The following is a 20,309-nucleotide window of genomic DNA, read 5'->3' as shown; positions in this document are numbered from 1 at the left end:
GTCAGCCCGCACCCAGTAGCGCGAGGCAGGGCTCTACGCCTTCTACCTGGAGCTTCCATTCCGGGCGCACGAAGAGGTCGGGGGTGACCGTCAGCCGCAGCTCCTCGGCGGGCCGGCCGCGACGCGCGAACCAGCTGGAGCCGTCCGTCCGGTAGCCGAGGCGTTCCGAGACCCGGCGCGAGGCGATGTTGTCGGTGAAGGCGCCTGAGCGAGCCCGCACGGCACCGAGGTGGTCGAACGCGAACGCGAGCACGGCCGCGCGCATCTCGGTGCCGATGCCACCGCCTTGGTGGCGCATCCCGATCCAGGAGCCGGTATCGACCTCGCGCACGACCCGGAAGTCCCGGCCTGTCACCGTCTGCTCGCCGATCACCCGTCCCTCCAACCGGACGAGGAAGTGGATCGACCAGTTGTCGGGGGTGAGCCGTCCGCGCGCGTCCCAGTAGAACTGGAGCATGCGCCTGCCCAGGTGAGCAGGCTCGGAGTCGGTCCACGGGACGAGGAACGGCATCTGCTCCGGCGGGTGCACGCCGCGGTAGGCCTCTTCGACGAGCTCGAGCAGCCCGGCGTCGTCGTCCGGTCGCAGCTCGAGCCGCGGCGTGCGCAGCACGAGGCGCCGCAGGGGCCATGGCTCCGGATAGTCCATGGCGCCACCTTGCCGGAGCGGCGCGCGCACGCTCGACCTAATAGCGTCAGCGGCATGCGTGCGATCACGGTGCGGGAACCGGGTGGACCGGAAGTGCTCGAGTGGACCGAGGTCGCGGACCCGGTGGCGGGTCCGGGCGAGGTCGTCGTCGACGTCGTGGCGAGCGCGGTCAACCGCGCCGACCTGTTGCAGCGGCAGGGCTTCTACCCGCCGCCGCCCGGCGCGTCGGACATCATCGGTCTCGAATGCTCCGGCCGGATCGCGGCACTCGGTGACGGGGTCGAGGGCTGGCAGGTCGGCGACGAGGTGTGCGCGCTGCTCGCGGGCGGTGGGTACGCAGAGAAGGTCGCCGTGCCGGCGGCGCAGCTGCTCCCGATCCCGCAGGGCGTCGACCTCGTGACGGCCGCGGGCCTGCCCGAGGTGGCGTGCACGGTGTGGTCGAACATCGTGGCGGCGGGGCGGCTGTCCGCCGGGGAGACGTTCCTCGTGCAGGGCGGGAGCAGCGGGATCGGCACCCACGCGATCCAGGTGGCCAAGGCGCTGGGCGCCCGCGTGGCCGCCACCGCCGGTGCCCCGGACCGCCTGGAGCGCTGCCGCGCGCTCGGCGCAGACATCGTGATCGACTACCACGACGACGTCCCGGCCCGGCTGAAGGAGGCCACCGACGGGCACGGTGCCGACGTCATCCTCGACATCATGGGTGCCAAGGGTCTCGCCGCGAACATCGAGACGCTCGCGCCCGACGGCCGGCTGCTGATCATCGGCCTGCAGGGCGGGACGAAGGGTGAGATCGACCTCAACAAGCTGCTGCGCAAGCGCGGGAGCGTCACCGCCCTGCAGCTGCGCGGCCGCCCTGTGACCGGGCCGAGCGGCAAGGGCGCGATCGTCGCGGGCGTGCGCGAGCAGGTGTGGCCGCTGTTCGCCGACGGGCGGGTGCGGCCGATCGTGCACGGCAGCATCCCCCTGCCCGAGGCGGCGAAGGCGCACGCTCAACTCGAGGCGGGCGGCGTGATCGGCAAGATCCTGCTGCCCCTCACCTGACACAACCTCGATACCGTGGTGTGGTGAGCCAGCCAACGGAGCAGAACAACGGGGAAAACGGCGACCACCAGGTCATGGTCATCGGCCCTGACGGGCGACCGGTCGGCGTGGCACGGGTCCCCCAATCCGGCGAGGACGCCGACGAGCAGGGAGTGGGCTCCATGGTCGAGCAACCGGCCAAGGTCATGCGGATCGGCACGATGATCAAGCAGCTGCTGGAGGAGGTGCGTGCCGCTCCGCTCGACGAGGCCTCCCGCAACCGGCTCCGCGAGATCCACCAGAACTCGATAAAGGAGCTGGAGGACGGCCTCGCGCCCGAGCTGCGCGAGGAGCTGGACCGACTCACCCTGCCGTTCACCGACGACTCCACGCCGTCGGATGCGGAGCTGCGGATCGCACAGGCGCAGCTGGTCGGCTGGCTGGAGGGCCTGTTCCACGGGATCCAGACGGCGCTCTTCGCGCAGCAGATGGCCGCCCGCCAGCAGCTGGAGCAGATGCGCCGCGGCCTCCCGCCGGGCGCGGTGCCGCAGGCTGGGGAGGGCCCGATCGGCCGGGGCACGGGGCAGTACCTCTGAGGCCGGGTCGCGGTTGCGGACCGTCTTGGGCAGCACCGCCCGGAACGGTTACTCGACCCGCCGGTACCCTCGCCTGGTGGCTCAGACGATGACCACCGGCGACGACCGGGCCGAGGGCGCCACCCCCGCCCGGCCCGTCGTGGTCGACGTCGCCGGTTCGCGCAGCTGGCAGCGCGCGTTCGGCGACCTCGGGCAGGGATGGAAGCAACGCCCCCTGTGGGGCTACCTGGGCTGGCAGGACATCAAGCAGCGGTATCGACGCTCGGTGCTCGGGCCGCTGTGGGTCAGCATCAGCATGGCCGTCGTCGCCACCGCCATGGGCATCCTCTACGGCGCGCTGTTCCAGATGGATCTCGCCACGTTCCTGCCGTACGTGGCCACGGGGCTGCTGATCTGGAACTTCGTGAACGGCTGCATCCTCGAGGGCAGCGAGGTGTTCATCGCCAACGAGGGTCTGATCAAGTTCCTGCCGGCACCGCTGTCCCTGCACGTGTACCGGCTGGTGTGGCGGCAGACCCTGTTCTTCCTGCACAACCTGGTCGTGTGGGCGGTCCTGATGGTGATCTTCCCGCACCCACTCGGCTGGTCGCTCCTGCTCGCGTTCCCGGCATTCGCGGTGCTGGTGCTCAACGGGGCGTGGATCGCCGTGCTCGCCGGCATCGTGGCCACCCGGTTCCGGGACATCCCGCCGATCATCGCGAGCCTCACGCAGCTGCTGTTCTTCATGACGCCGATCGTCTGGCAGTACGACACGCTGCTGAAGAACCCGGCGGTGGCCGAGCGGGCGCGCATCGCCGAGCTCAACCCGGTGATGCACTTCGTGGAGATCCTGCGCCAGCCGATGCTGGGCCAGCCGATCGTGTGGCGGCACTGGTACGTGGTCGCCGTGATCACCGTGGCGGGCTGCGTCGCCGCACTCGTCTTCCTCCGCAACTACCGCTCCCGCGTGGCGTACTGGGTCTGAGGGGCGCATGGTCAGCATCGACATCGAAGGTGCCGCGGTCGACTTCCCGATCTTCGACGCCAAGACACGCTCGCTGAAGAAGGCCGTGCTCGGCCGAGCGGGCGGGCGCATCGGCACCGAGTCGAAGGTCCCGATCATCGAGGCGCTCCGCGACGTCACGGTGTCGCTGCGTCGCGGCGACCGCGTGGCGCTCGTCGGGCACAACGGCGCAGGCAAGTCCACGCTGCTGCGGCTGATGTCGGGCATCTACGAGCCCACCCGCGGGCGCGCGAGCGTCGTCGGCAAGGTGGCGCCGGTGTTCGACCTCGCCGTCGGCATGGACCCGGAGATCTCCGGCTTCGAGAACATCCTCATCCGCGGTCTGTTCCTGGGCATGACCCGCAAGCAGATGGAGGCACGGGTCGACGACATCGCCGAGTTCACCGAGCTCGGCGACTACCTGTCGATGCCCTTGCGCACCTACTCCACGGGCATGCGGGTGCGCCTCGCGCTCGGTGTGGTCACGAGCATCGACCCGGAGATCCTGCTGCTCGACGAGGGCATCGGCGCGGTAGACGCCGAGTTCCTCGCCAAGGCCCGCGACCGGCTCAACGAGCTGGTCGAGCGGTCCGGCATCCTGGTGTTCGCCTCCCACTCCGACGAGTTCCTCGCCGACCTGTGCGACACCGCGATATGGATGGACCATGGCACCATCCGCGAGCACGGCCCGCTGCGCGAGGTGCTCCACCACTACAAGGGACGTGACGTGCTGGCCGAGATAGACGCCCGGTGAATCGGGCCCCGCTTCCCGCTGGTTCTGTCGTCGCGGTGGTGGTCACCCGCCACCGCACCGAGCTGCTCACGGAGTCGCTTGCCGCGCTCGCGAAGCAGACCCACCCGATCGCGCACCTGATCGTCGTCGACAACGGTCCCGACCAGTCCGCTCAGGCGGTCGTCGAGAACTGTGGCCTACCGGCCACCTGGATCCCGTCCTGGACGAACCTCGGCGGCGCGGGCGGGTTCGCCCTCGGGATGCTGCACGCACTTGCCATGGGCGCCGACTGGATCTGGCTGGGCGACGACGACGGCATGCCCGCCGACGAGTCCACCCTCTCCACGCTCGTCGAGCTCGCCCAGCGCCGCCGCCTCGCGGCCGTATCCCCGACGGTGGCCGACAAGGACCGGCCCGACCGGCTCGCCTTCCCCGTCCGGCGCGGCCTCACGTGGCACCGCTCCCGCGCCGAGCTCGCCGCCGACGTCAAGCACGGCGCCGACGACGAGCTGCTGCCCGGGATCGCGGCATTGATGAATGGGGCACTGTTCCGGGCGTCCACGCTCGACGTCGTCGGCGTGCCGGACCTGCGGTTGTTCGTGCGCGGCGACGAGGTGGAGGTGCATCGGCGGCTGGTGCGCTCCGGGCTGCCGTTCGGCACCTCGCTGCGGGCGGCCTACCTGCACCCGGCGGGCGCCGACGACGACAAGCCGATGCTCGGCGGCCGGCTGCACGCCCGCGACCCCGACGACCCGGTGAAGCGCTACTACACCTACCGCAACCGCGGGTTCCTGGTGTCCCAGCCGGGGATGCGGCGGGTCGGGGTGCTGGAGGTGCCCCGGTTCGCCTGGTACTTCCTGGTGACGAAGCGCAGCCCACGTGAGTTCCTGCAGTGGGTGCGGCTGGTCCGCCAGGGCCGGGCGGAACGCTTCCGCCGCCCCTGAGCACTCAGCGGCGGAAGACCACCGTGCGGAGCATCACGAAGTTGATGGCTGTGGCACAGCCCTGCGCGATCACCCACGCCAGGCTCGTGCGGAACGGCATCTGCGGCAGCACGGCGAGCATCAGCGCGTTCATCCCGATGTTGATCGCGAACGTGGTGCCGTAGAGCAGCACGAAGCCCGCGAACCGGGCGCTGCCGCCCGCGGTTGCGGTGAACGTGAACCGGCGGTTGAGCAGGTACGCCGTGGTGGTGCCGAGGATGAAGCTGATGGCCTTCGCCAGGTGCACCCATGTGCCGAGCGCGAGCAGGGCGTGGTAGCCGCCGAAGTCGACGAGCGCGGAGAGCGCCCCGACGGCCACGAACCGGCCCAGCTGCGCGGCGAGGCCGGGATGCTGGGCCGATGCGGGCTGGGTCGCGGTCACCGGTCAAGGGTATCGAGTGGCAGTGGCACTGGCCGCGAGTACCGCCACCAGGCCGAACGCGGCGATCATCGCGCCGGCCACCGGCGGGCCGGTGACCCCGAGCGGGGTGTCGATCGCGAGCCCGCCGAGGTATGCGCCGAGCGCGGCGCCCGTGTTCGTCGCCGAGCCACCCGCGGCCGCGGCGAGCAGCGGTGCGCCTGCGGCCTGGTCGATCAGCCTGGTCATGAACGGCGCCACCATGGCGAACGCGCCCGCCCCGACGACCACCAGCAGGACGGTGGCCACGACCGTGGAGTGCGCGCCGACGGCCAGCCCGGCCAGCCCGGTCGCGAGCACCGCGAGCGCGATGCCGAGCACCCGGAGCTGGGCGCCGCCCCCGAACCTGCCCCCGATGGAGTTGCCGACGAGGAGCCCGATCCCGAACAGGCCGAGAACCGCGGCGATCGCCTGAGGCGGGTAGCCGCTGGCCGACGTCAGCAGGGGCGCGATGTAGGTGTAGGCCGCGAAGAGTCCACCCGGCCCGGCCACTCCGATCGCGAGCGTGAGCCACACCTGGCCGTTTCGGAACGCCCCGAATCCGCTCCGCAGCGTGGTGGGCACGGGCGGTGGGGTGGCGGGCACGGCGGCCGCCACCGCTGCCAACGCCACGACGCCCAGCACGGCGACCGCCCAGAACGTGGCCCGCCATCCCAGCAGCTGCCCCACGAGCGCGCCCAGCGGGCTGCCGGCCACGTTGGCCGCCGTGCCGCCGGCGAACACGAGCGCGATGGCACGGGTTCGCAGTGACGGCGCCACCAGGTCGGCCGCGACCACCGACGCGGTGGCGAGGAACGCGCCCTGCCCGAGCGCGCCGATCACCCGGCCCGCCATGAGCGGCCCGTACGAGCCCGCGACGGCGGACAGCACGTTCCCGGCGACGAACACGGCCGCCGCGAACACGAGTAGCCGACCACGCGGGATCCGGGTGCCCGCCACGACGAACACCGGGCCACCGACGACGATGGCCGCGGCGTAGCCGGAGATCAGCAGGCCCGCCGTCGAGATCCCGACACCGAGGTCCGCGGCGATGTCGGGCAGCAGGCCCGCGATCACGAACTCGGCGGTGCACATCACGAAGGCACCGGCGGCGAGCGCGAACAGCGCGACACGCGGGAAGGTGCGGGACACGGGCGGGGCGGCGGTGACGACGGCACTCATGACGCACGCACCGTCGTCACGTTGCCGGTGGCGGAGTAATGGCCGGCGGCGATACGGGACATGGGGTTCTCCTGCCGAGTTCGGGGTCAGTTCGCCACGGCGAGGGCGGGTTGCGCCGCGGTCTGCAGGGCGGAGACCAGACCGGTGAGGGCAGCGGTGTGGGCGGGGTCGCGGAGCACGTCCGTGCCGGGCTCGAACGCCTGGTCGGCGAGCGGCAGCGAGAAGGAGGGCTCCAGCACCTGGCCGCCGGCGGTCCGCAGCACCTTGCCGAGGTGCTCGGCCGCCCATGCGCCGCCGTAGTCGCCGGGGCTGGCGCTGGTGATCCCGACGAGCTTGCCGGACAGCACCGAGTCGCCGTAGGGCCGCGACGCCCAGTCCAGCGCGTTCTTCAGCTGGCCGGGGATCGAGCCGTTGTACTCGGGGGTGGAGACCAGCAGGGCGTCGGCACCGGCGATCGCCGCGCGCATGTCCGCAACGGAGGCCGGGGTGTCGTGCTCGCCGTCCTCGTTGAACGGCGGGATGGCGCCCAGGCCACACCAGAGCTCGACCCACGTGTCGTCGGCCGAGACGGCGGCGGCGGCGCGCAGCAGTGCGGTGTTGACCGAGTCGAAGCGGAGGCTGCCCGAGATGGCGAGGATGCGGGTGTTCATCGGTCTTCCTTCCGAGGTGTCTGTTCCGACGAGACCGAGATTGGGCTCCCGCGCTTACCGAGCACTTCCCGTCCGCTGACGATCGGCCGGTTACGGTCGTAACCGTGCGATTCGGGGTGCTCGGGCCGCTGGCGGTGTGGACCGATGCCGGCACACCCGTGGTGGTGCCGGGCGCGAAGGTCCGTGCCCTGCTCGCCGACCTGCTGGTGCACCGCGGCAGCCTCGTCACGGCCGACCGGCTGATCGAGGACCTCTGGGGAGCCGACGCGCCCCGCCGGCCGCTCGGTGCGCTGCAGGTGAAGGTCTCCCAGCTGCGGCGGGCCCTCGACGGTGCCGAGCCCGGCGCCCGCGGGCTCCTGGTCTCGCGCGGGCACGGTTACGTCCTCGACGTACCGGCCTCCGCCGTGGACGCCGGACGGTTCGCCGAGCTCGTGGCGGCGGCGCGCGGAGGCGGGGCCGCGACGGCCGCGACGCGCGTCGCAGAAGCGCTCGCGCTGTGGCGCGGGCCGGCGTTCGCCGACGTCGCCGACGAGGAGTTCGCCGCGCCCGCGATCGCCGAGCTCGAGGAGCTGCGCCTCGGCGCCGTCGAGCTGGACGCCGAGGCGCGCCTCGAGCTCGGCGAGGTCGACGCCGTGATCGGCGAGCTGAACACCCTGCTCGACCAGCACCCGTTGCGGGAGAAGCTGCAGGCCACCCGGCTACGCGCGCTGTACCGGGCCGGCCGGCAGGCCGAGGCCCTGCAGCGCTACGACGAGCTGCGCATCCGGTTCCGCGACGAGCTCGGCCTCGACCCGTCGCCGGAGCTCGTCGAGCTGCACCGAGCGATCCTGACCCAGGAACGAGCGCTGGACGCGCCCGCGACGCCGCGCACCAACCTGCCCGCCACGTGGGACGACATCGTCGGGCGGGATCGCGACGTCGCGGACCTGCGCACCGTGCTCGCGACGGCCCGACTCGTGACGCTCACCGGCCCTGGCGGGGTCGGGAAGACGCGGCTGGCCGTCGAGACCGCCCGCCTGCTCGTCCCCACCACGCGCGACGGGGTGTGGATGGTCGATCTGTCCGGGCTCGACGCCGCCCGCGGCGACGCGGTCGGCGAGCTGGCCGAGCTGGTGGCCGCCACTCTCGACCTGCACGACGACGCGTCCACCGATCCGGTCCGCAGGATCGTCGACGCGATCGCGGACCGGCACGTGCTGCTCCTGCTCGACAACTGCGAGCAGATCGTCGAGCCGGCCGCGGAGCTGGTCGCCGCGTTGCTCCGCCGCGCACCGGAGCTGCGCCTGCTCGCGACGAGCCGGGAACCGCTCGGTCTGCGCGGCGAGGTCGTGCGGCCGGTGCAGGCGCTCGACCTGCCATCCGACGGGGCCGATCCCGCCGGCTCCGCGGCCGTGCAGCTCTTCGTCGCACGCGCCGCCGCCGTGGCGCCGGGGTTCGCGCTCACGCGGGACAACGCGGCGATGATCGCGGCCGTCTGCCGGCAGCTCGACGGGCTCCCGCTCGCGCTGGAGCTCGCGGCGGCCCGCGTCCGCACGCTCGGCCTCGCCGAGCTCGCCGCACGCATCGACGACCGGTTCCGCGTGCTCGGCTCCGGCCCGAGGGACGCCCCCCGGCGGCAGCGGACCCTCCGGGCCGTCATGGACTGGAGCTGGGAGCCGCTATCGGAGTCCGAGCGGGCGGTGCTGCGCAGGCTCGCGGTCACCGCGGACGGCTGTACCACGGGCCTCGCCGAGGAGGTGTGCGCGGGCGAACCCGTCGACAGGGATGACGTGCTCGAGCTCCTGTCCCGGCTCGTGGACCGCTCGCTGGTGCTGCCGGTCGAGAGCGGCGGCGGCCGCACCCGCTACCGGCTGCTCGAGACCGTCGCCGCGTACGCGTGCGAGCGGCTCCACGAGGCCGGCGAGGAGGAGGCCACCCGGTACCGCCATGCGGTCGCCTGCGCGGAGCTCGCCGAGCGCGCCGCACCCCGGTTGCGCGGTCCCGAACAGAAGGAATGGCTGTCCGGGCTCGATGCGGAGACGGCGAACATGAAGGCGGCGCTGGACACCGCCGTCGCCCGGCCCGACCCGGCGCTCGCGCTGCGACTGGTGAATGCGCTCACCTGGTACTGGTTCCTCCGGGGCCGCCACCGCACAGCCGGTCGGTCGCTGGCGGCGGCGCTGCGGATCGCGGGGCCGGAACGGTCGGTCGCGCGGGCCGCCGCAGGAGCCGCGCTCGCCGCCGTCCGGATCCGGGAGCGGAGCGTCGACGATCCGGTGGCGCACAGCCGCACCGCGCTCGATGCCTTCACCGGCCTTGGCTCGCCGGGCGCGCTCGCACACGCCCGTTGGCTGCACGCCTTCGTCATGAGCGGGATCGGCGAGCTGGAGGCGGGCGAGCACCTCGCCGCCTCGGCGCTCGCGACGTTCCACGAGCTGGGCGACGGGTGGGGCGCGGCGGCCGCGTTGCGCGAGGTGAGCATGTACACGATGTCCCGCGGCAGACTCGACGAGGCGCGGCGGGCCGGGGAGGAGAGCGCGCGGCTCTTCGACGAGCTCGGCGACCGGTGGGGACAGGCCAGCGCGGCCGAGGTGCTCGGGAACCTGGACGAGATCGCGGGCGATCAGGAGTCGGCGGCGCGGCGCCACCGGGACGGCCTGCGGTGCGCCGAGGAGCTCCAGCTGTGGCCCGCCGTGATCGACCACCTGAGCCGCCTCGGCCGCATCGCCGCCCTCACCGGCGAGCCCGCGCTCGCCGACGACCGCCACCGCCGCGCGCTGGAACTCGCGCGGGAGCAGGGCTACGAGTCGAAGGCGGTCTACGCCCAGCTCGGCCTCGGCATGGTCGCCCGCCGCACCGGCCGGTTCGACGAGGCAGCGGAGCATCTGACGGCCCTGCACGAGTGGTACCGCACCGCGGGGTACGAGCCGGGGAAGGCGATCAGCCTCGCCGAGCTCGGTTTCCTCGCCGAGCAGCGCGGCGACGCGGAGACCGCGGGCCGCCTGCACATCGAGGGCCTCGACGCGGCACGTCGCAGCGGAGACCCACGCGCGGTCGCGTTCGCGTTCGAAGGGCTCGCCGGCGAGCGTGTGCTGCGCGGCGAGTACCGCCACGCCGCCCGGCTGCTCGGCGCCGCGGCGGCCACCCGTGCGGGAATCGACGGGACCGAGGCGTCCAGCGACCGCGGCGACGTCGATCGGATCACGGCGGCCGCGCGAGCGGCGTTGGGCGAGGCGTTCGACGCCGAGTTCGCCCGTGGCTCCGACCTCGATGCCGATGCCGTCCTAGCGGAGCGGAGGCAATCGAATACAGCAGGATGGGGCGGGTGACGATCACCGACTCCGCCGTCCGTTCGCTCGCAGACGACTACGTCAGCCGGCTCGCCGACCTCGACACCCGGGTGGCGACGTCACTGGGCACCCATCCCGGCGACGACCGAGTGCCGGACCTCTCCCCCGACGGTCAACGCGCCGTCGACGAGCTGGCCCGCGCGACGCTCGCGGCCATCGCGGCGGCGGAGGTGGCCGATGACGACGACCGCCGCTGCGCCCGGCTGCTGCGCGAGCGGCTCGAGGCCCAGCTGGCGGTGAGCGACGCGGGAGAGCACCTGCGAACGGTCCGCAACATCTTCGGCCCGCACGCGCAGGTCCGGCAGCTGTTCGAGCTGATGCCCACGACCAGCCCGGACGACTGGGCGGTTGTGGCACGGCGGATGAGCAAGGTGCCGGAGTCGTTCCGGGGCTACACCGCCTCGCTGGCCGACGGATCCAGCCGCGGGCTGCACGCTGCGCCGAGGCAGGTGGAGACCGTGATCGGCCAGCTCGACGAGTGGCTCACCGGCGAGGGTGGCTCGTGGTTCCACTCGTTCGCGGCGAAGGCACCGGACGGCGTGCCGGGGGCGGTGCGGTCCGGGTTGGCCGGCGCCGCCGACGCGGCGGCGTCGGCCACCAGGTCGCTGCGCGACTACCTCGCCGGCACCTACCTGCCGGCCACGGCCGGCACCCCGGATGCCGTCGGGCCGGACCGCTACCGGCTCGGCGCCCGCCTGTCCACCGGTTCGGACCTCGACCTCGACGAGGCCTACGCATGGGGCTGGGCCGAGTACCGGCGGATCGACGCCGAGATGCGCCGGGAGGCCGAGGCCGTGCTGCCGGGCGCCGACCTGCGCAGCGCGATCCGTCACCTCGACGAGAACGGCCCCGCGGTCGAGGGCGTCGAGGAGGTGCGCGCCTGGCTGCAGCAGATGATGGACACCGCGATCGCCGAGCTGGACGGCACGCACTTCGACATCGCTCCACCGGTCCGCGCGGTCGAGGCCGTGATCGCGCCGGCAGGCAGCGCAGCGGCCCCGTACTACACGCGCCCGTCGCTCGACTTCTCCCGCCCCGGCCGCACCTGGCTGCCGACGATGGGCGAGACCCGCTTCCCGCTGTGGCAGCTGATCAGCACCTGGTACCACGAGGGAGTTCCGGGGCACCACCTGCAGCTGGCCCAGTGGGCGTACCTGGCGTCCCGGCTCTCGACCTACCAGACCTCGGTCGGCTCGGTGTCCGGCAACATCGAGGGATGGGCGCTCTATGCGGAGCGCCTGATGGACGAGCTGGGTTACCTGACGGTGCCCGGCGCCCGGCTCGGCTACCTGGACGCGCAACAGATGCGCGCGGTGCGGGTTGTGATCGACATCGGCATGCACCTGGAGCTGCGGGTGCCCGCCGACTCCCCGCTGCACGCAGGCGAGACCTGGACACCGGAGATCGCACGCGAGTTCTTCGGTGCGCATTCCGGGCGGCCTGCCGCGTTTCTGGACAGCGAGATCGTCCGCTACCTCGGCTGGCCGGGCCAGGCGATCAGCTACAAGCTCGGGGAACGCGCATGGCTCGCAGGCCGCGACGCGGCCATGGCGGCGCGAGGCGCCGACTTCGACCTGAAGGCATGGCACGCCGCTGCACTGTCGCTGGGCAGCCTCGGCCTCGACGACCTCACCGACGAGCTCGCGAAGCTCTAGGCCCCGCCAGAGTGGGAAGCACGAGCCGATGTCGACATCCTCCGCGTGGTTCTCGCCAACCTCCGTCCTAGCGGGCGGTCCAGGGCTGTTCGCCTGGTAGAGGTGGCGCATCAGCCGCGATGCAGAGCACCATGCCGTCCAGCTCTGGTGACCTGGACCTCGAGCCCGTCCAGGACGAGCTCGAGCCCGAACCGCCAGCCGTTGTCGTGGGACCGCCCGGACTCGGTGGCGGCGAGCACCGCCGTGTATTCGGCGTTGCGCTGCGCGAGCTGCTTGCGCAGGGAGCCGGAACCCCTGCCGGGGGTCCACGGCTGCGTGCCGGACATGGTCGGCGTCAACGTGTTGCGCACGTGGGCGCACAGCAGCAGGACGGCGTCCATCTGCCGAGGGCCGGTGAGGCCGGCCTCGGCGAGCACCTGGACCGGGCACTCGATCCATGCGACCTCACGCGGCCCCATCACCCGGTCCCCCACGGTCGCCCGCGGCAGCCATGGATGGCGCAGCCAGTTCTCGCGGAGCAGCCCGGCCCACTCCTCGATCCGGGCCCGCCAGCCGGTGCCGTGCAGCACCGGCGGGTCTCCCACCGCCGCCTCGACCGTGACGGCGAGCAGCTGGGCCTTACCGGTCACGTACCGGTACAGCGCCATCTTCGTGACGCCGAACGACTCGGCGACGCGCTGCATGGACACGGATTCCAACCCGTCGGCGTCGGCGATCCGCACCGTCGCGTCGGCGATCGCGGCGATGGAGAGCGACGGCCGTGGCCCGCGGCTCGGCCGATTCGGCGCGCCCCAGAGCAGCTCGATGACCCGCCCGGTGTCGTCGTCCATCCGCTCTCCGATCCGCTCTTGCCCCCACGGCGTGCTTGCCGTAAACAGTATCCGCCAGATACTGTTTCCGAGGGATACGGTACCGCACCTCGAGGGGAACCGATGGGGCGAGTGATCGAGCACGCACGTCCGGGCTAGAGGGCGACCGATCAGTTCCGCGCCGCGGCGCGGTCTCCACACCAGAACCCCACCGAAGGAGAGAGCTCATGGGATCCATCAAGTCCGGCCTGTTCATCTCGCTCGACGGCGTCATCGAGTCGCCCGAGACCTGGCACTTCGACTACTGGAACGACGAGATGGGAGCGGCGGTCGGCGCGCTGATGGAGGGCAACGACGCCATGCTGCTCGGCCGCAAGACCTACGACGGGTTCGCCGAGTACTGGCCGAAGGCCGATCCGGACGACCCGATGACCAAGCAGATGAACGAGTCGCGGAAGTACGTCGTGTCGAACACGCTCACCGAGGCGACCTGGGAGAACTCCACGATCATCAGCGGCGACGTCAAGGCGGAGCTGACGAAGCTCAAGCAGGACGCGCAGCTCGGTACGACGGGCAGCGCCGTCCTGGTCCAGTGGCTGGTCGAGCAGGAGCTGGTCGACGAGCTGCACCTGCTGGTGCACCCGGTCGTGATCGGGAAGGGCCAGAAGCTGTTCGCGGACGGCGCGAAGGTGCCGCTGAAGTTGCAGTCCGCCACCACCTTCACCACCGGCGTGGTGCACACGGTCTACGGGCCCGCCGCCGGTTGATCAGGAGGAGCTGACGATGTCACTCGCCCGCGTCCACAACTTCGCCATCTCGCTCGACGGCTTCGGCACCGGTGAAGGGCAGAGCCGCGACGCACATTTCGGGCACGCCGGGGAAAGGCTGCACGAATGGATGTTCACCACGCAGTGGTGGAAGCCCGGCGGCAGCAGCGGCGTCGACGACGCCTTCGTCCAGCGGCACGACGTGGGGATCGGCGCCGAGATCATGGGTGCCGGGAAGTGGGGCCACCCCGGATGGCACGAGGACCCGGAGTGGAAGGGCGCGTGGGGACCCAACCCGCCGTTCCACACGCCGGTCTTCGTCCTCACCCACCACCCGCGCCCGTCGATCGAGATGGAGGGTGGCACGACGTACCACTTCCTCGACGCGTCGCCCGCCGAAGCGCTCAAGGTGGCCCGCGAGGCCGCGGGTGGCAAGGACGTACGCATCGGCGGGGGACCCACCGTGATCCGCGAGTTCCTCGCGGCCGGGCTCATCGACCACATGCACACCGCGGTGGTGCCGATCCTGCTCGGCCGGGGCGTGCGGCTCTGGGACGGGCTGGAAGGTCTCGAGAAGGACTACGAGATCGAGACCACCTCCTCACCCAGCGGAGTCACGCACCTGACGTTCCGCCGCAAGGGGGCCTGAGATGGGCCGGATCGTGGTCACCGAGTTCATCTCGCTCGACGGCGTCGTGGAGGCCCCGGGCGGCGAGGACTTCAAGCACCCGAACTGGGCCTTCGCGTTCGATCGCGTCGACGAGATCCACCTCATGACGTTCCCGATCGTCCTCGGCACGGGACGGCGGCTCTTCGGGGAGACCCCGGACAAGTCGACGTGGAAGCTGACGGCGTCGAGAACGGTCGGCGAGGGCATCCCGATCACGGTGTTCCAGCGGGCGGATCAGAAGTAGCGGCCCGCGATGCGGTAGCGCCTCCGCACCGTCACCGATCCCATCCCGGCCCGGCCGTGCACCACGAAATGGGGCACGCCGGGCCGGGGAACGGACGGGACGCTGCTCTTCACCGTGCCCATGCTCGCCACGATGTCGTCGACGTTCGCGGTGGAATCGTCCGGCACGAGGAGCTTGGCCGACCCTGCACCCAGGTCGACCTCGATGTCCACCACGGGATGCGCGATCACCGTGTCGCAGAAGTCGAGCACGACCGAGCCCATCGCGCTCTGCAGGCGCAGCCGCGGCGGCACGTCCCACGACCCGCTGCGCTTGATGGTCGACATGCCTGCCCTGAGCACCAATGGCGGCGCGTCCGACGGAACCGACGGCACCGGGCGGGCGACGACGTCGGGGTCGGGCAGGTCGGCGAACGGGGGTCGGAGGTCCGCCTCGTAGCGCGCCGCGTAGACCACCGTGAGCCGTTCCTCCAGCTCGCTCAGCGTGATCCGGCCCTCGGCGAGCGCTTGGTGCAATCGCTGGGCCGCCCGCTCGCGGTCCGCGTCGGAGATGCGGAATCCGCGTGCCTCGGGCTGCTCGCTCACAGCATGTGAGCCTATGCCGCGACGCTGATCCGCGGGACGAGGAGCGGGACGAGGAGCCATGGGCGACCTCGTCCACCCCGCGGCCGCCGACCGAGCCAGCGCTACCCTGGCCCGCGATGCCGGAATCGATGAGCTTGCGCGGTTGGGGACGTACCGCGCCCACCACCGCGAAGGTGCTGCTCCCCCGGTCCCCCGACGACGTGTCGGCCGCGATCAAGACCGCAGGCCCGCGCGGCGTCATCGCCAGAGGGCTGGGCCGGTCCTACGGCGACCCGGCCCAGAACGCGGGCGGCACCGTCCTGGACATGACGGGCATGGCCACGATCCACTCCATCGACGCCGAGACCGGCCTCGTGGACCTGGACGCGGGCGTCAGCCTCGACACCCTCATGCGGGCCGCGCTGCCGTACGGGCTGTGGGTGCCGGTGCTGCCCGGTACGCGGCAGGTCACGATCGGCGGGGCCATCGGCGCGGACATCCACGGCAAGAACCACCACACCAAGGGCAGCTTCGGCAACCACGTCCGCTCGCTCGACCTGGTCACGGCCGACGGCTCCGTGCGTCGGCTCACGCCCGACGGCCCCGACTCCGACCTGTTCTGGGCCACCATCGGCGGGATGGGGCTCACCGGTGTCGTCGTACGCGCCACCGTGGCGCTGCATCGCACCGAGTCGGCGTACTTCGTGGTGGACACCGACCGCACGGCCGACCTCGACGAGCTGATGGGCCTGCTCACCGACGGCTCGGATGACACGTACGGCTACTCGGCGGCCTGGTTCGACACGACGACCACCGGCGCGCAGCTCGGGCGGGCGGTGCTCACCCGCGGCTCGCTCGCCACGGTGGACCAGCTGCCCGCGAAGCTGCGCAGCGACCCCTTGAAGTTCGACGCGCCGCAGCTGCTGTCGTTCCCCGATGTGTTCCCCAGCGGTCTCGCCAACCGCTACACGCTGCGTGCGTTCAGCGAGCTCTGGTACCGCAAGGCGCCGAGGCGGCAGCGCGGCGCCATCCAGAACATCACGGCCTTCTACCAGGTGCTGGACCTGTTCGGCGACTGGAACCGGGTGTACGGCTCGCGCGGCTTCCTGCAGTACCAGTTCCTCGTGCCGTTCGGCGAGGAGCCGACGTTCCGCCGGATCGTCGAGAAGATCGCCGCGTCGCCGCACGCATCCGGGCTCAACGTCCTCAAGCGGTTCGGCGAGGGCAACCAGGCGCCGCTGTCGTTCCCCCAGCCGGGCTGGACGATCACGGTCGACTTCCCGATCGCGCGCGGCCTGCACCGGCTGTGCGAGGAGCTGGACGAGCTGGTGCTCGGCGCGGGCGGGCGGTTCTACCTGGCGAAGGAGTCGCGGGTGGGCGCCGCGAAGTTCCGCAGCGGCTACCCGCGCTTCGACGAGTGGCGCAAGGTCCGTGACGCCGCGGATCCCGAGGGGGTCTTCGCCTCCGACATGTCCCGCAGACTGGAGCTGACCAAGTGATCGACGCCGTGGGCAACCCCCAGAGCATCCTGCTGCTCGGGGGCACCTCCGAGATCGGCCTCGCGGTCGTCGAGGCGTTCGCGAGCGACCGGCCGCTGCGCGTGGTGCTCGCCGCGCGCCCGTCCGACCGCCTCGACGCCGCGCGAGCCCGGCTGGAGGCGCGTGGCTGCGCCGTCGAGACGCTCCCGTTCGACGCCGAGGCCCTTGACACCCACGCCGACGTCGTGCGCAAGGCCTTCACCGGCGGCGACATCGACGTGGCGGTCGTGGCGTTCGGCCTGCTCGGCGACAACGAGCAGGCGTGGACCGACGTCTCGTACGCCGCCCGCATGGCACAGGTGAACTACACGGCGGCGGTGACGGTGGGCGTCGCGCTGGCCGAGCGGATGCGCGAGCAGGGCCACGGGGCGATCGTGGCGTTCTCGTCGGTGGCAGGCGAGCGCGCCCGCCGTTCCAACTTCGTGTACGGCTCCACGAAGGCCGGGCTGGACGCCTTCTACTCCGGCCTCACCGAGGCGCTGCGGCCGCTCGGCGTCACCGTCACGGTGGTGCGCCCCGGCTTCGTGCACACCCGGATGACCGAGGGCATGCGGCCCGCGCCGCTGTCCACCACCCCCGAGGCCGTCGCCGCGATCACGGTCGACGCCGTGCGCAAGCGCCGTGAGCTGGTGTGGGCGCCCGCGCAGGTGCGCTTCCTGATGAGCGTGCTGCGGCACCTGCCGCGAGCGGTGTTCCGCCGGCTTCCCGCATAGGCGTGTCGAGAACCGCGCTTCGGTTCCGACCTGTCCGTGCACGCCGACTGGATAGGAGCGAACCGCCGTGAAGTACATGCTGATCATGCAGCTGAACCCGGCCGCCTTCGACGCGCTCACCGACGAGCAGCGCAAGGAGATCATGGAGGGCCACGGGGCCTTCATGGACACCATCAAGGCCTCCGGCGAGATGGTGGAGACCAACGCCCTCGGTGAGCCCTCCCAGAGCGCCGTGGTGCGCGTGCGGGACGGCGTGCCGGTCGTGACCGACGGCCCCTACCTCGAGTCCAAGGAGTTCATGGGGGGCTACTACATCGTGGACTGCGCCACCCGAGAGCGAGCACTTGAACTGGCCGCTCTGATCCCGGACGCCGGGGTGGAGGGCCTCGGCATCGAGGTCCGCCCGATCATCTTCTCGGCGGGCCCGGCGGACTGAGGCACGGCCCCTCTTCCGGTGGTCGAGTAGCGCCGGCCCGCCAGGGCCGGCGCGTATCGAGACCACATGCCGATCTTCGGGGTGGTGGTCAATTCCCGGCGGCCAGGTAGCCGCCTCGGATGTACTCCGCGCGCTCGTAGTCGGCCCAGAGATCCAGCTCGCTGCGGTGGGCCGCCCTGCGGCACTCTGCCTTGGCCAGTGCCGTGGCGAGCGTTGCCGGCCGCATCGGCGACGCAGCGTGCTTCGGCTCCGAAACCGGCTCGTCGAGCCAGCCCCCGGCCCGGGCCAATGCCTGGCGCTTCGCGGCGAACCGGGCGGCCGCGGTGGCCAGCGCGCCGTCCGACGACGCGGCGACCTCCGGCAGCGTGACCGGCCGGGCGCGCAGGATCCCCAGCGCGATCGCCGCGCGCACCGGCAGCCGCTCGACGGCCGGGGTGAGGGCGCGCAGGCTGCGCCTGCTCGGTTCCTCGACGAACCGGTAGGTCAGCACCGCGGCCCCCACCGTGAGGAGCAGCACCTGAACGCCGACGACGTGCGCGAGCGCGGTGTGCGGCGCCAGCAGCGGGGAGCGTTCCAGCGCGAACCAGTACAGCTCGAAGAGCGGGATGTGCACGAGGTAGAGGCCGTAGGACAGCCGCCCACCGTAGACGAGCGCCGGGGTGGCGAGCAGCATCGCCGGGCCCCGGTCGGCCACCGCGAGCGCCGCCACGAGCACCGGGAACAGCAGGATCACGGCGCCGCCCCTTCCGGGGCCCGCGAGCTCTCCGAACAGCAGACCCGCGACCAGCACGATCGGCAGCACCGCCGCGATGGCCGACGCGGCGCGCCGGGTCGTCGACGTCCACCGCAGCTTGCGCACGGCAAGGTAGGCCAGCGCGCCCGCGCCGAACCCGCACAGGATGCGCACGAGCCAGCTCCACGGGAAGTACGGGCTGCCGGTGGAGAGGTACGCCCACGTCATCGGAGCCATCAGCAGCAGCGCGCCGCAGGCGAGCACCACCACCGGCAGCCCGCGCATCCGGTGCAGCACGAGCGCGGCCACCGGGAAGAGCAGGTACGCGAGCCACTCGGCGCTGATCGACCACGTGGAACCCACCCACGATGCGCCGTCGAAGTAGGCGTCGTCCCACAGCTGCACCAGTACGAGCTGCTGCAGGTACTGGCCGACGTCGAGCGCCGGCTGCGTGGTCTGGAACGCGATCACCCCGTCGGCGCCGACGGTCGCGCGCAGGATGAGCCACGCCCCGAACACGTGCAGCACCAGCAGGTACACCGGCCAGAGCCGGCAGGCGCGCGCCCACAGGAACCGGGCGGTGGCCCGTGCCCGCAGGGAGGGGCCCAGCTTGTCGAGGTAGGTGTAGGCGATCACGAACCCGCTCAGCACGAAGAACAGGTCCACGCCGAGGGCGCCCGAGGTGATCAGCGGCCCCAGCGCGTCGACCACCCCGGCCACCCCCGGCAGCGGGGTGAAGTGGAAGTGGAACAGCACCACCCACACCGCCGCGACGGCCCGCAGCCCCGTCAAGCCTCGGATTTCACCGGAGGATGCCGCTCGAGTACCGGATGGAGTGGCTGTGGGGCACGGGTTCGTCACGCACGGAAAAACGAAGCCTGGCTAACCAGCGGTGCGAGTGACACCCGGAACGTACCGGCTTGGCGGCGACGCTCACGGAGCGCTTCCGGCCCTGTCATCCGTTCGGGCGGATACCTGTTCACGTTTTCGGCGTGCCTCCCACCAATGGCGGGCACGGCGTGCTACCAGGCGTCGAGGTGCAGCACGGTGTCCAGCGGCTCACGCGGCGCCGGCCGGAACGTCTCCCCCGTGTAGTAGGCCGTGGGCATCAGCACGCCCTGGCGCACGTTCGGCGGGATCCCGAGCAGCTCCCCGATCTCCTTCTCGTAGGCCAGGTGCAAGGTGGTCCACGCCGTGCCCAGACCGCGTGCCCTGGCAGCGAGCTGGTAGCTCCAGGCGGCGGGGAGCAGCGAGCCCCACAGGCCTGCCTGGTTGCCGGCAGGCAGCTCGCCCGCCGCAGTGATGCACCCGAGGACGAGCACCGGCACGTCCCCCATCCGCTCCGCCAGGTGGTCGGCGGAGGTCGCCACGCGGGCTCCCACGGTCTGCCGCTCGGCGGAGAGCCGCGCGAACTGCTCGTCGCGCCCGGCGCGGTAGCGGTCGTAGGACTGCTTGTAGTAGTCGCCGATGGCCCGGCGTCGGGCCGCGTCGGTCACCACGATCCAGTGCCAGCCCTGCGAGTTGCTTCCCGTGGGTGCCTGGAGGGCCACCTCGAGGCATTCGCGGACCAGCTCGATCGGCACCGGGCGGTCGAGGTCGAGGCGCTTGCGCACCGAACGCGTGGTGGTGAGCAGCTCGTCGGGAGTCAGTGGGAGCGTCATGG

21 protein-coding genes are annotated in these 20,309 nt (G+C 72.1%); 13 read left to right on the top strand and 8 right to left on the bottom strand.

Annotation, left to right across the window (positions count from 1 at the left end):
* Position 1 precedes the first annotated feature (1 nt).
* Entirely contained in the window at positions 2-646 is a 645-nt protein-coding gene (locus K1T35_RS00775; RefSeq protein ID WP_220258277.1) for a GNAT family N-acetyltransferase, read from the bottom strand.
* A 54-nt stretch (positions 647-700) separates the two neighbouring features.
* Between K1T35_RS00775 and K1T35_RS00770 the strand changes: the two genes are divergently transcribed.
* From K1T35_RS00770 to K1T35_RS00750, 5 genes are all read left to right on the top strand, one after another.
* Positions 701-1,687 carry an NAD(P)H-quinone oxidoreductase gene (locus K1T35_RS00770; protein ID WP_220258276.1) on the top strand — a complete coding sequence of 329 codons (987 nt, stop codon included), beginning with the start codon at positions 701-703 and terminating at the stop codon, positions 1,685-1,687.
* 74 nt (positions 1,688-1,761) lie between these two features.
* Positions 1,762-2,262, top strand: a complete 501-nt coding sequence (locus tag K1T35_RS00765) for a bacterial proteasome activator family protein (RefSeq protein WP_220262300.1) — start codon at positions 1,762-1,764, stop codon at positions 2,260-2,262.
* Between the two features lie 76 nt (positions 2,263-2,338).
* Positions 2,339-3,226, top strand: coding sequence for an ABC transporter permease (locus K1T35_RS00760; protein WP_255621450.1), 888 nt, complete (start codon positions 2,339-2,341; stop codon positions 3,224-3,226).
* 7 nt (positions 3,227-3,233) lie between these two features.
* On the top strand, positions 3,234-3,998 hold the full coding sequence (locus tag K1T35_RS00755; protein ID WP_220258275.1) for an ABC transporter ATP-binding protein: 765 nt from the start codon (positions 3,234-3,236) through the stop codon (positions 3,996-3,998).
* 35 nt (positions 3,999-4,033) lie between these two features.
* On the top strand, positions 4,034-4,921 hold the full coding sequence (locus tag K1T35_RS00750; protein WP_370645289.1) for a glycosyltransferase: 888 nt from the start codon (positions 4,034-4,036) through the stop codon (positions 4,919-4,921).
* A gap of 4 nt (positions 4,922-4,925) precedes the next feature.
* On the opposite strand, the gene K1T35_RS00745 is transcribed toward K1T35_RS00750, so the two are convergent.
* From K1T35_RS00745 to K1T35_RS00735, 3 genes are all read right to left on the bottom strand, one after another.
* The gene (locus K1T35_RS00745) at positions 4,926-5,342 is read right to left on the bottom strand and encodes a GtrA family protein (protein WP_255621449.1); all 417 of its coding nucleotides are present in this window, start codon (positions 5,340-5,342) and stop codon (positions 4,926-4,928) included.
* A gap of 3 nt (positions 5,343-5,345) precedes the next feature.
* Positions 5,346-6,539, bottom strand: coding sequence for an MFS transporter (locus K1T35_RS00740; protein WP_220258273.1), 1,194 nt, complete (start codon positions 6,537-6,539; stop codon positions 5,346-5,348).
* 86 nt (positions 6,540-6,625) lie between these two features.
* Positions 6,626-7,189 carry an NADPH-dependent FMN reductase gene (locus K1T35_RS00735; protein ID WP_220258272.1) on the bottom strand — a complete coding sequence of 188 codons (564 nt, stop codon included), beginning with the start codon at positions 7,187-7,189 and terminating at the stop codon, positions 6,626-6,628.
* Between the two features lie 104 nt (positions 7,190-7,293).
* On the opposite strand from K1T35_RS00735, the gene K1T35_RS00730 reads away from it, so the two are divergent.
* Positions 7,294-10,497, top strand: coding sequence for a BTAD domain-containing putative transcriptional regulator (locus K1T35_RS00730; protein ID WP_220258271.1), 3,204 nt, complete (start codon positions 7,294-7,296; stop codon positions 10,495-10,497).
* Entirely contained in the window at positions 10,494-12,173 is a 1,680-nt protein-coding gene (locus K1T35_RS00725) for a DUF885 domain-containing protein (protein WP_255621448.1), read from the top strand. The genes K1T35_RS00730 and K1T35_RS00725 overlap by 4 nt, the downstream gene beginning before the upstream one ends.
* A gap of 110 nt (positions 12,174-12,283) precedes the next feature.
* On the opposite strand, the gene K1T35_RS00720 is transcribed toward K1T35_RS00725, so the two are convergent.
* The gene (locus tag K1T35_RS00720) at positions 12,284-13,003 is read right to left on the bottom strand and encodes a TetR/AcrR family transcriptional regulator (protein WP_220258269.1); all 720 of its coding nucleotides are present in this window, start codon (positions 13,001-13,003) and stop codon (positions 12,284-12,286) included.
* A gap of 206 nt (positions 13,004-13,209) precedes the next feature.
* Between K1T35_RS00720 and K1T35_RS00715 the strand changes: the two genes are divergently transcribed.
* From K1T35_RS00715 to K1T35_RS00705, 3 genes are read left to right on the top strand one after another with little or no spacing between them, the layout of a single operon-like run.
* A complete protein-coding gene (locus tag K1T35_RS00715) occupies positions 13,210-13,749 on the top strand; it encodes a dihydrofolate reductase family protein (RefSeq protein ID WP_220258268.1) in 540 nt (179 codons plus the stop codon).
* 16 nt (positions 13,750-13,765) lie between these two features.
* The gene (locus tag K1T35_RS00710; protein WP_220258267.1) at positions 13,766-14,398 is read left to right on the top strand and encodes a dihydrofolate reductase family protein; all 633 of its coding nucleotides are present in this window, start codon (positions 13,766-13,768) and stop codon (positions 14,396-14,398) included.
* Position 14,399: 1 nt separating this feature from the next.
* Positions 14,400-14,663, top strand: a complete 264-nt coding sequence (locus K1T35_RS00705) for a dihydrofolate reductase family protein (RefSeq protein ID WP_220258266.1) — start codon at positions 14,400-14,402, stop codon at positions 14,661-14,663.
* On the opposite strand, the gene K1T35_RS00700 is transcribed toward K1T35_RS00705, so the two are convergent.
* Positions 14,654-15,247, bottom strand: coding sequence for a DUF1707 domain-containing protein (locus tag K1T35_RS00700; RefSeq protein WP_255621447.1), 594 nt, complete (start codon positions 15,245-15,247; stop codon positions 14,654-14,656). The two genes, K1T35_RS00705 and K1T35_RS00700, sit on opposite strands and share 10 nt — an antisense overlap.
* 116 nt (positions 15,248-15,363) lie before the next feature.
* On the opposite strand from K1T35_RS00700, the gene K1T35_RS00695 reads away from it, so the two are divergent.
* From K1T35_RS00695 to K1T35_RS00685, 3 genes are all read left to right on the top strand, one after another.
* The gene (locus K1T35_RS00695; RefSeq protein ID WP_220258264.1) at positions 15,364-16,725 is read left to right on the top strand and encodes an FAD-binding oxidoreductase; all 1,362 of its coding nucleotides are present in this window, start codon (positions 15,364-15,366) and stop codon (positions 16,723-16,725) included.
* Complete coding sequence (locus K1T35_RS00690) at positions 16,722-17,477, top strand: decaprenylphospho-beta-D-erythro-pentofuranosid-2-ulose 2-reductase (RefSeq protein WP_220258263.1); 756 nt, start codon at positions 16,722-16,724, stop codon at positions 17,475-17,477. The genes K1T35_RS00695 and K1T35_RS00690 overlap by 4 nt, the downstream gene beginning before the upstream one ends.
* A 67-nt stretch (positions 17,478-17,544) precedes the next feature.
* The gene (locus tag K1T35_RS00685) at positions 17,545-17,913 is read left to right on the top strand and encodes a YciI family protein (protein WP_220258262.1); all 369 of its coding nucleotides are present in this window, start codon (positions 17,545-17,547) and stop codon (positions 17,911-17,913) included.
* An 88-nt stretch (positions 17,914-18,001) separates the two neighbouring features.
* Here the strand turns inward: K1T35_RS00685 and K1T35_RS00680 are convergent, their stop codons facing one another.
* On the bottom strand, positions 18,002-19,438 hold the full coding sequence (locus K1T35_RS00680) for an acyltransferase (RefSeq protein WP_220258261.1): 1,437 nt from the start codon (positions 19,436-19,438) through the stop codon (positions 18,002-18,004).
* A gap of 230 nt (positions 19,439-19,668) precedes the next feature.
* On the bottom strand, positions 19,669-20,307 hold the full coding sequence (locus tag K1T35_RS00675; protein WP_220258260.1) for a nitroreductase family protein: 639 nt from the start codon (positions 20,305-20,307) through the stop codon (positions 19,669-19,671).
* Between the last annotated feature and the right edge of the window lie 2 nt (positions 20,308-20,309).

Source organism: Pseudonocardia sp. DSM 110487 (assembly GCF_019468565.1).
GTDB lineage: Bacteria > Actinomycetota > Actinomycetes > Mycobacteriales > Pseudonocardiaceae > Pseudonocardia.
Note: the sequence above shows the minus strand (reverse complement) of the source record. Positions and strands in the feature narration are given on the sequence as shown.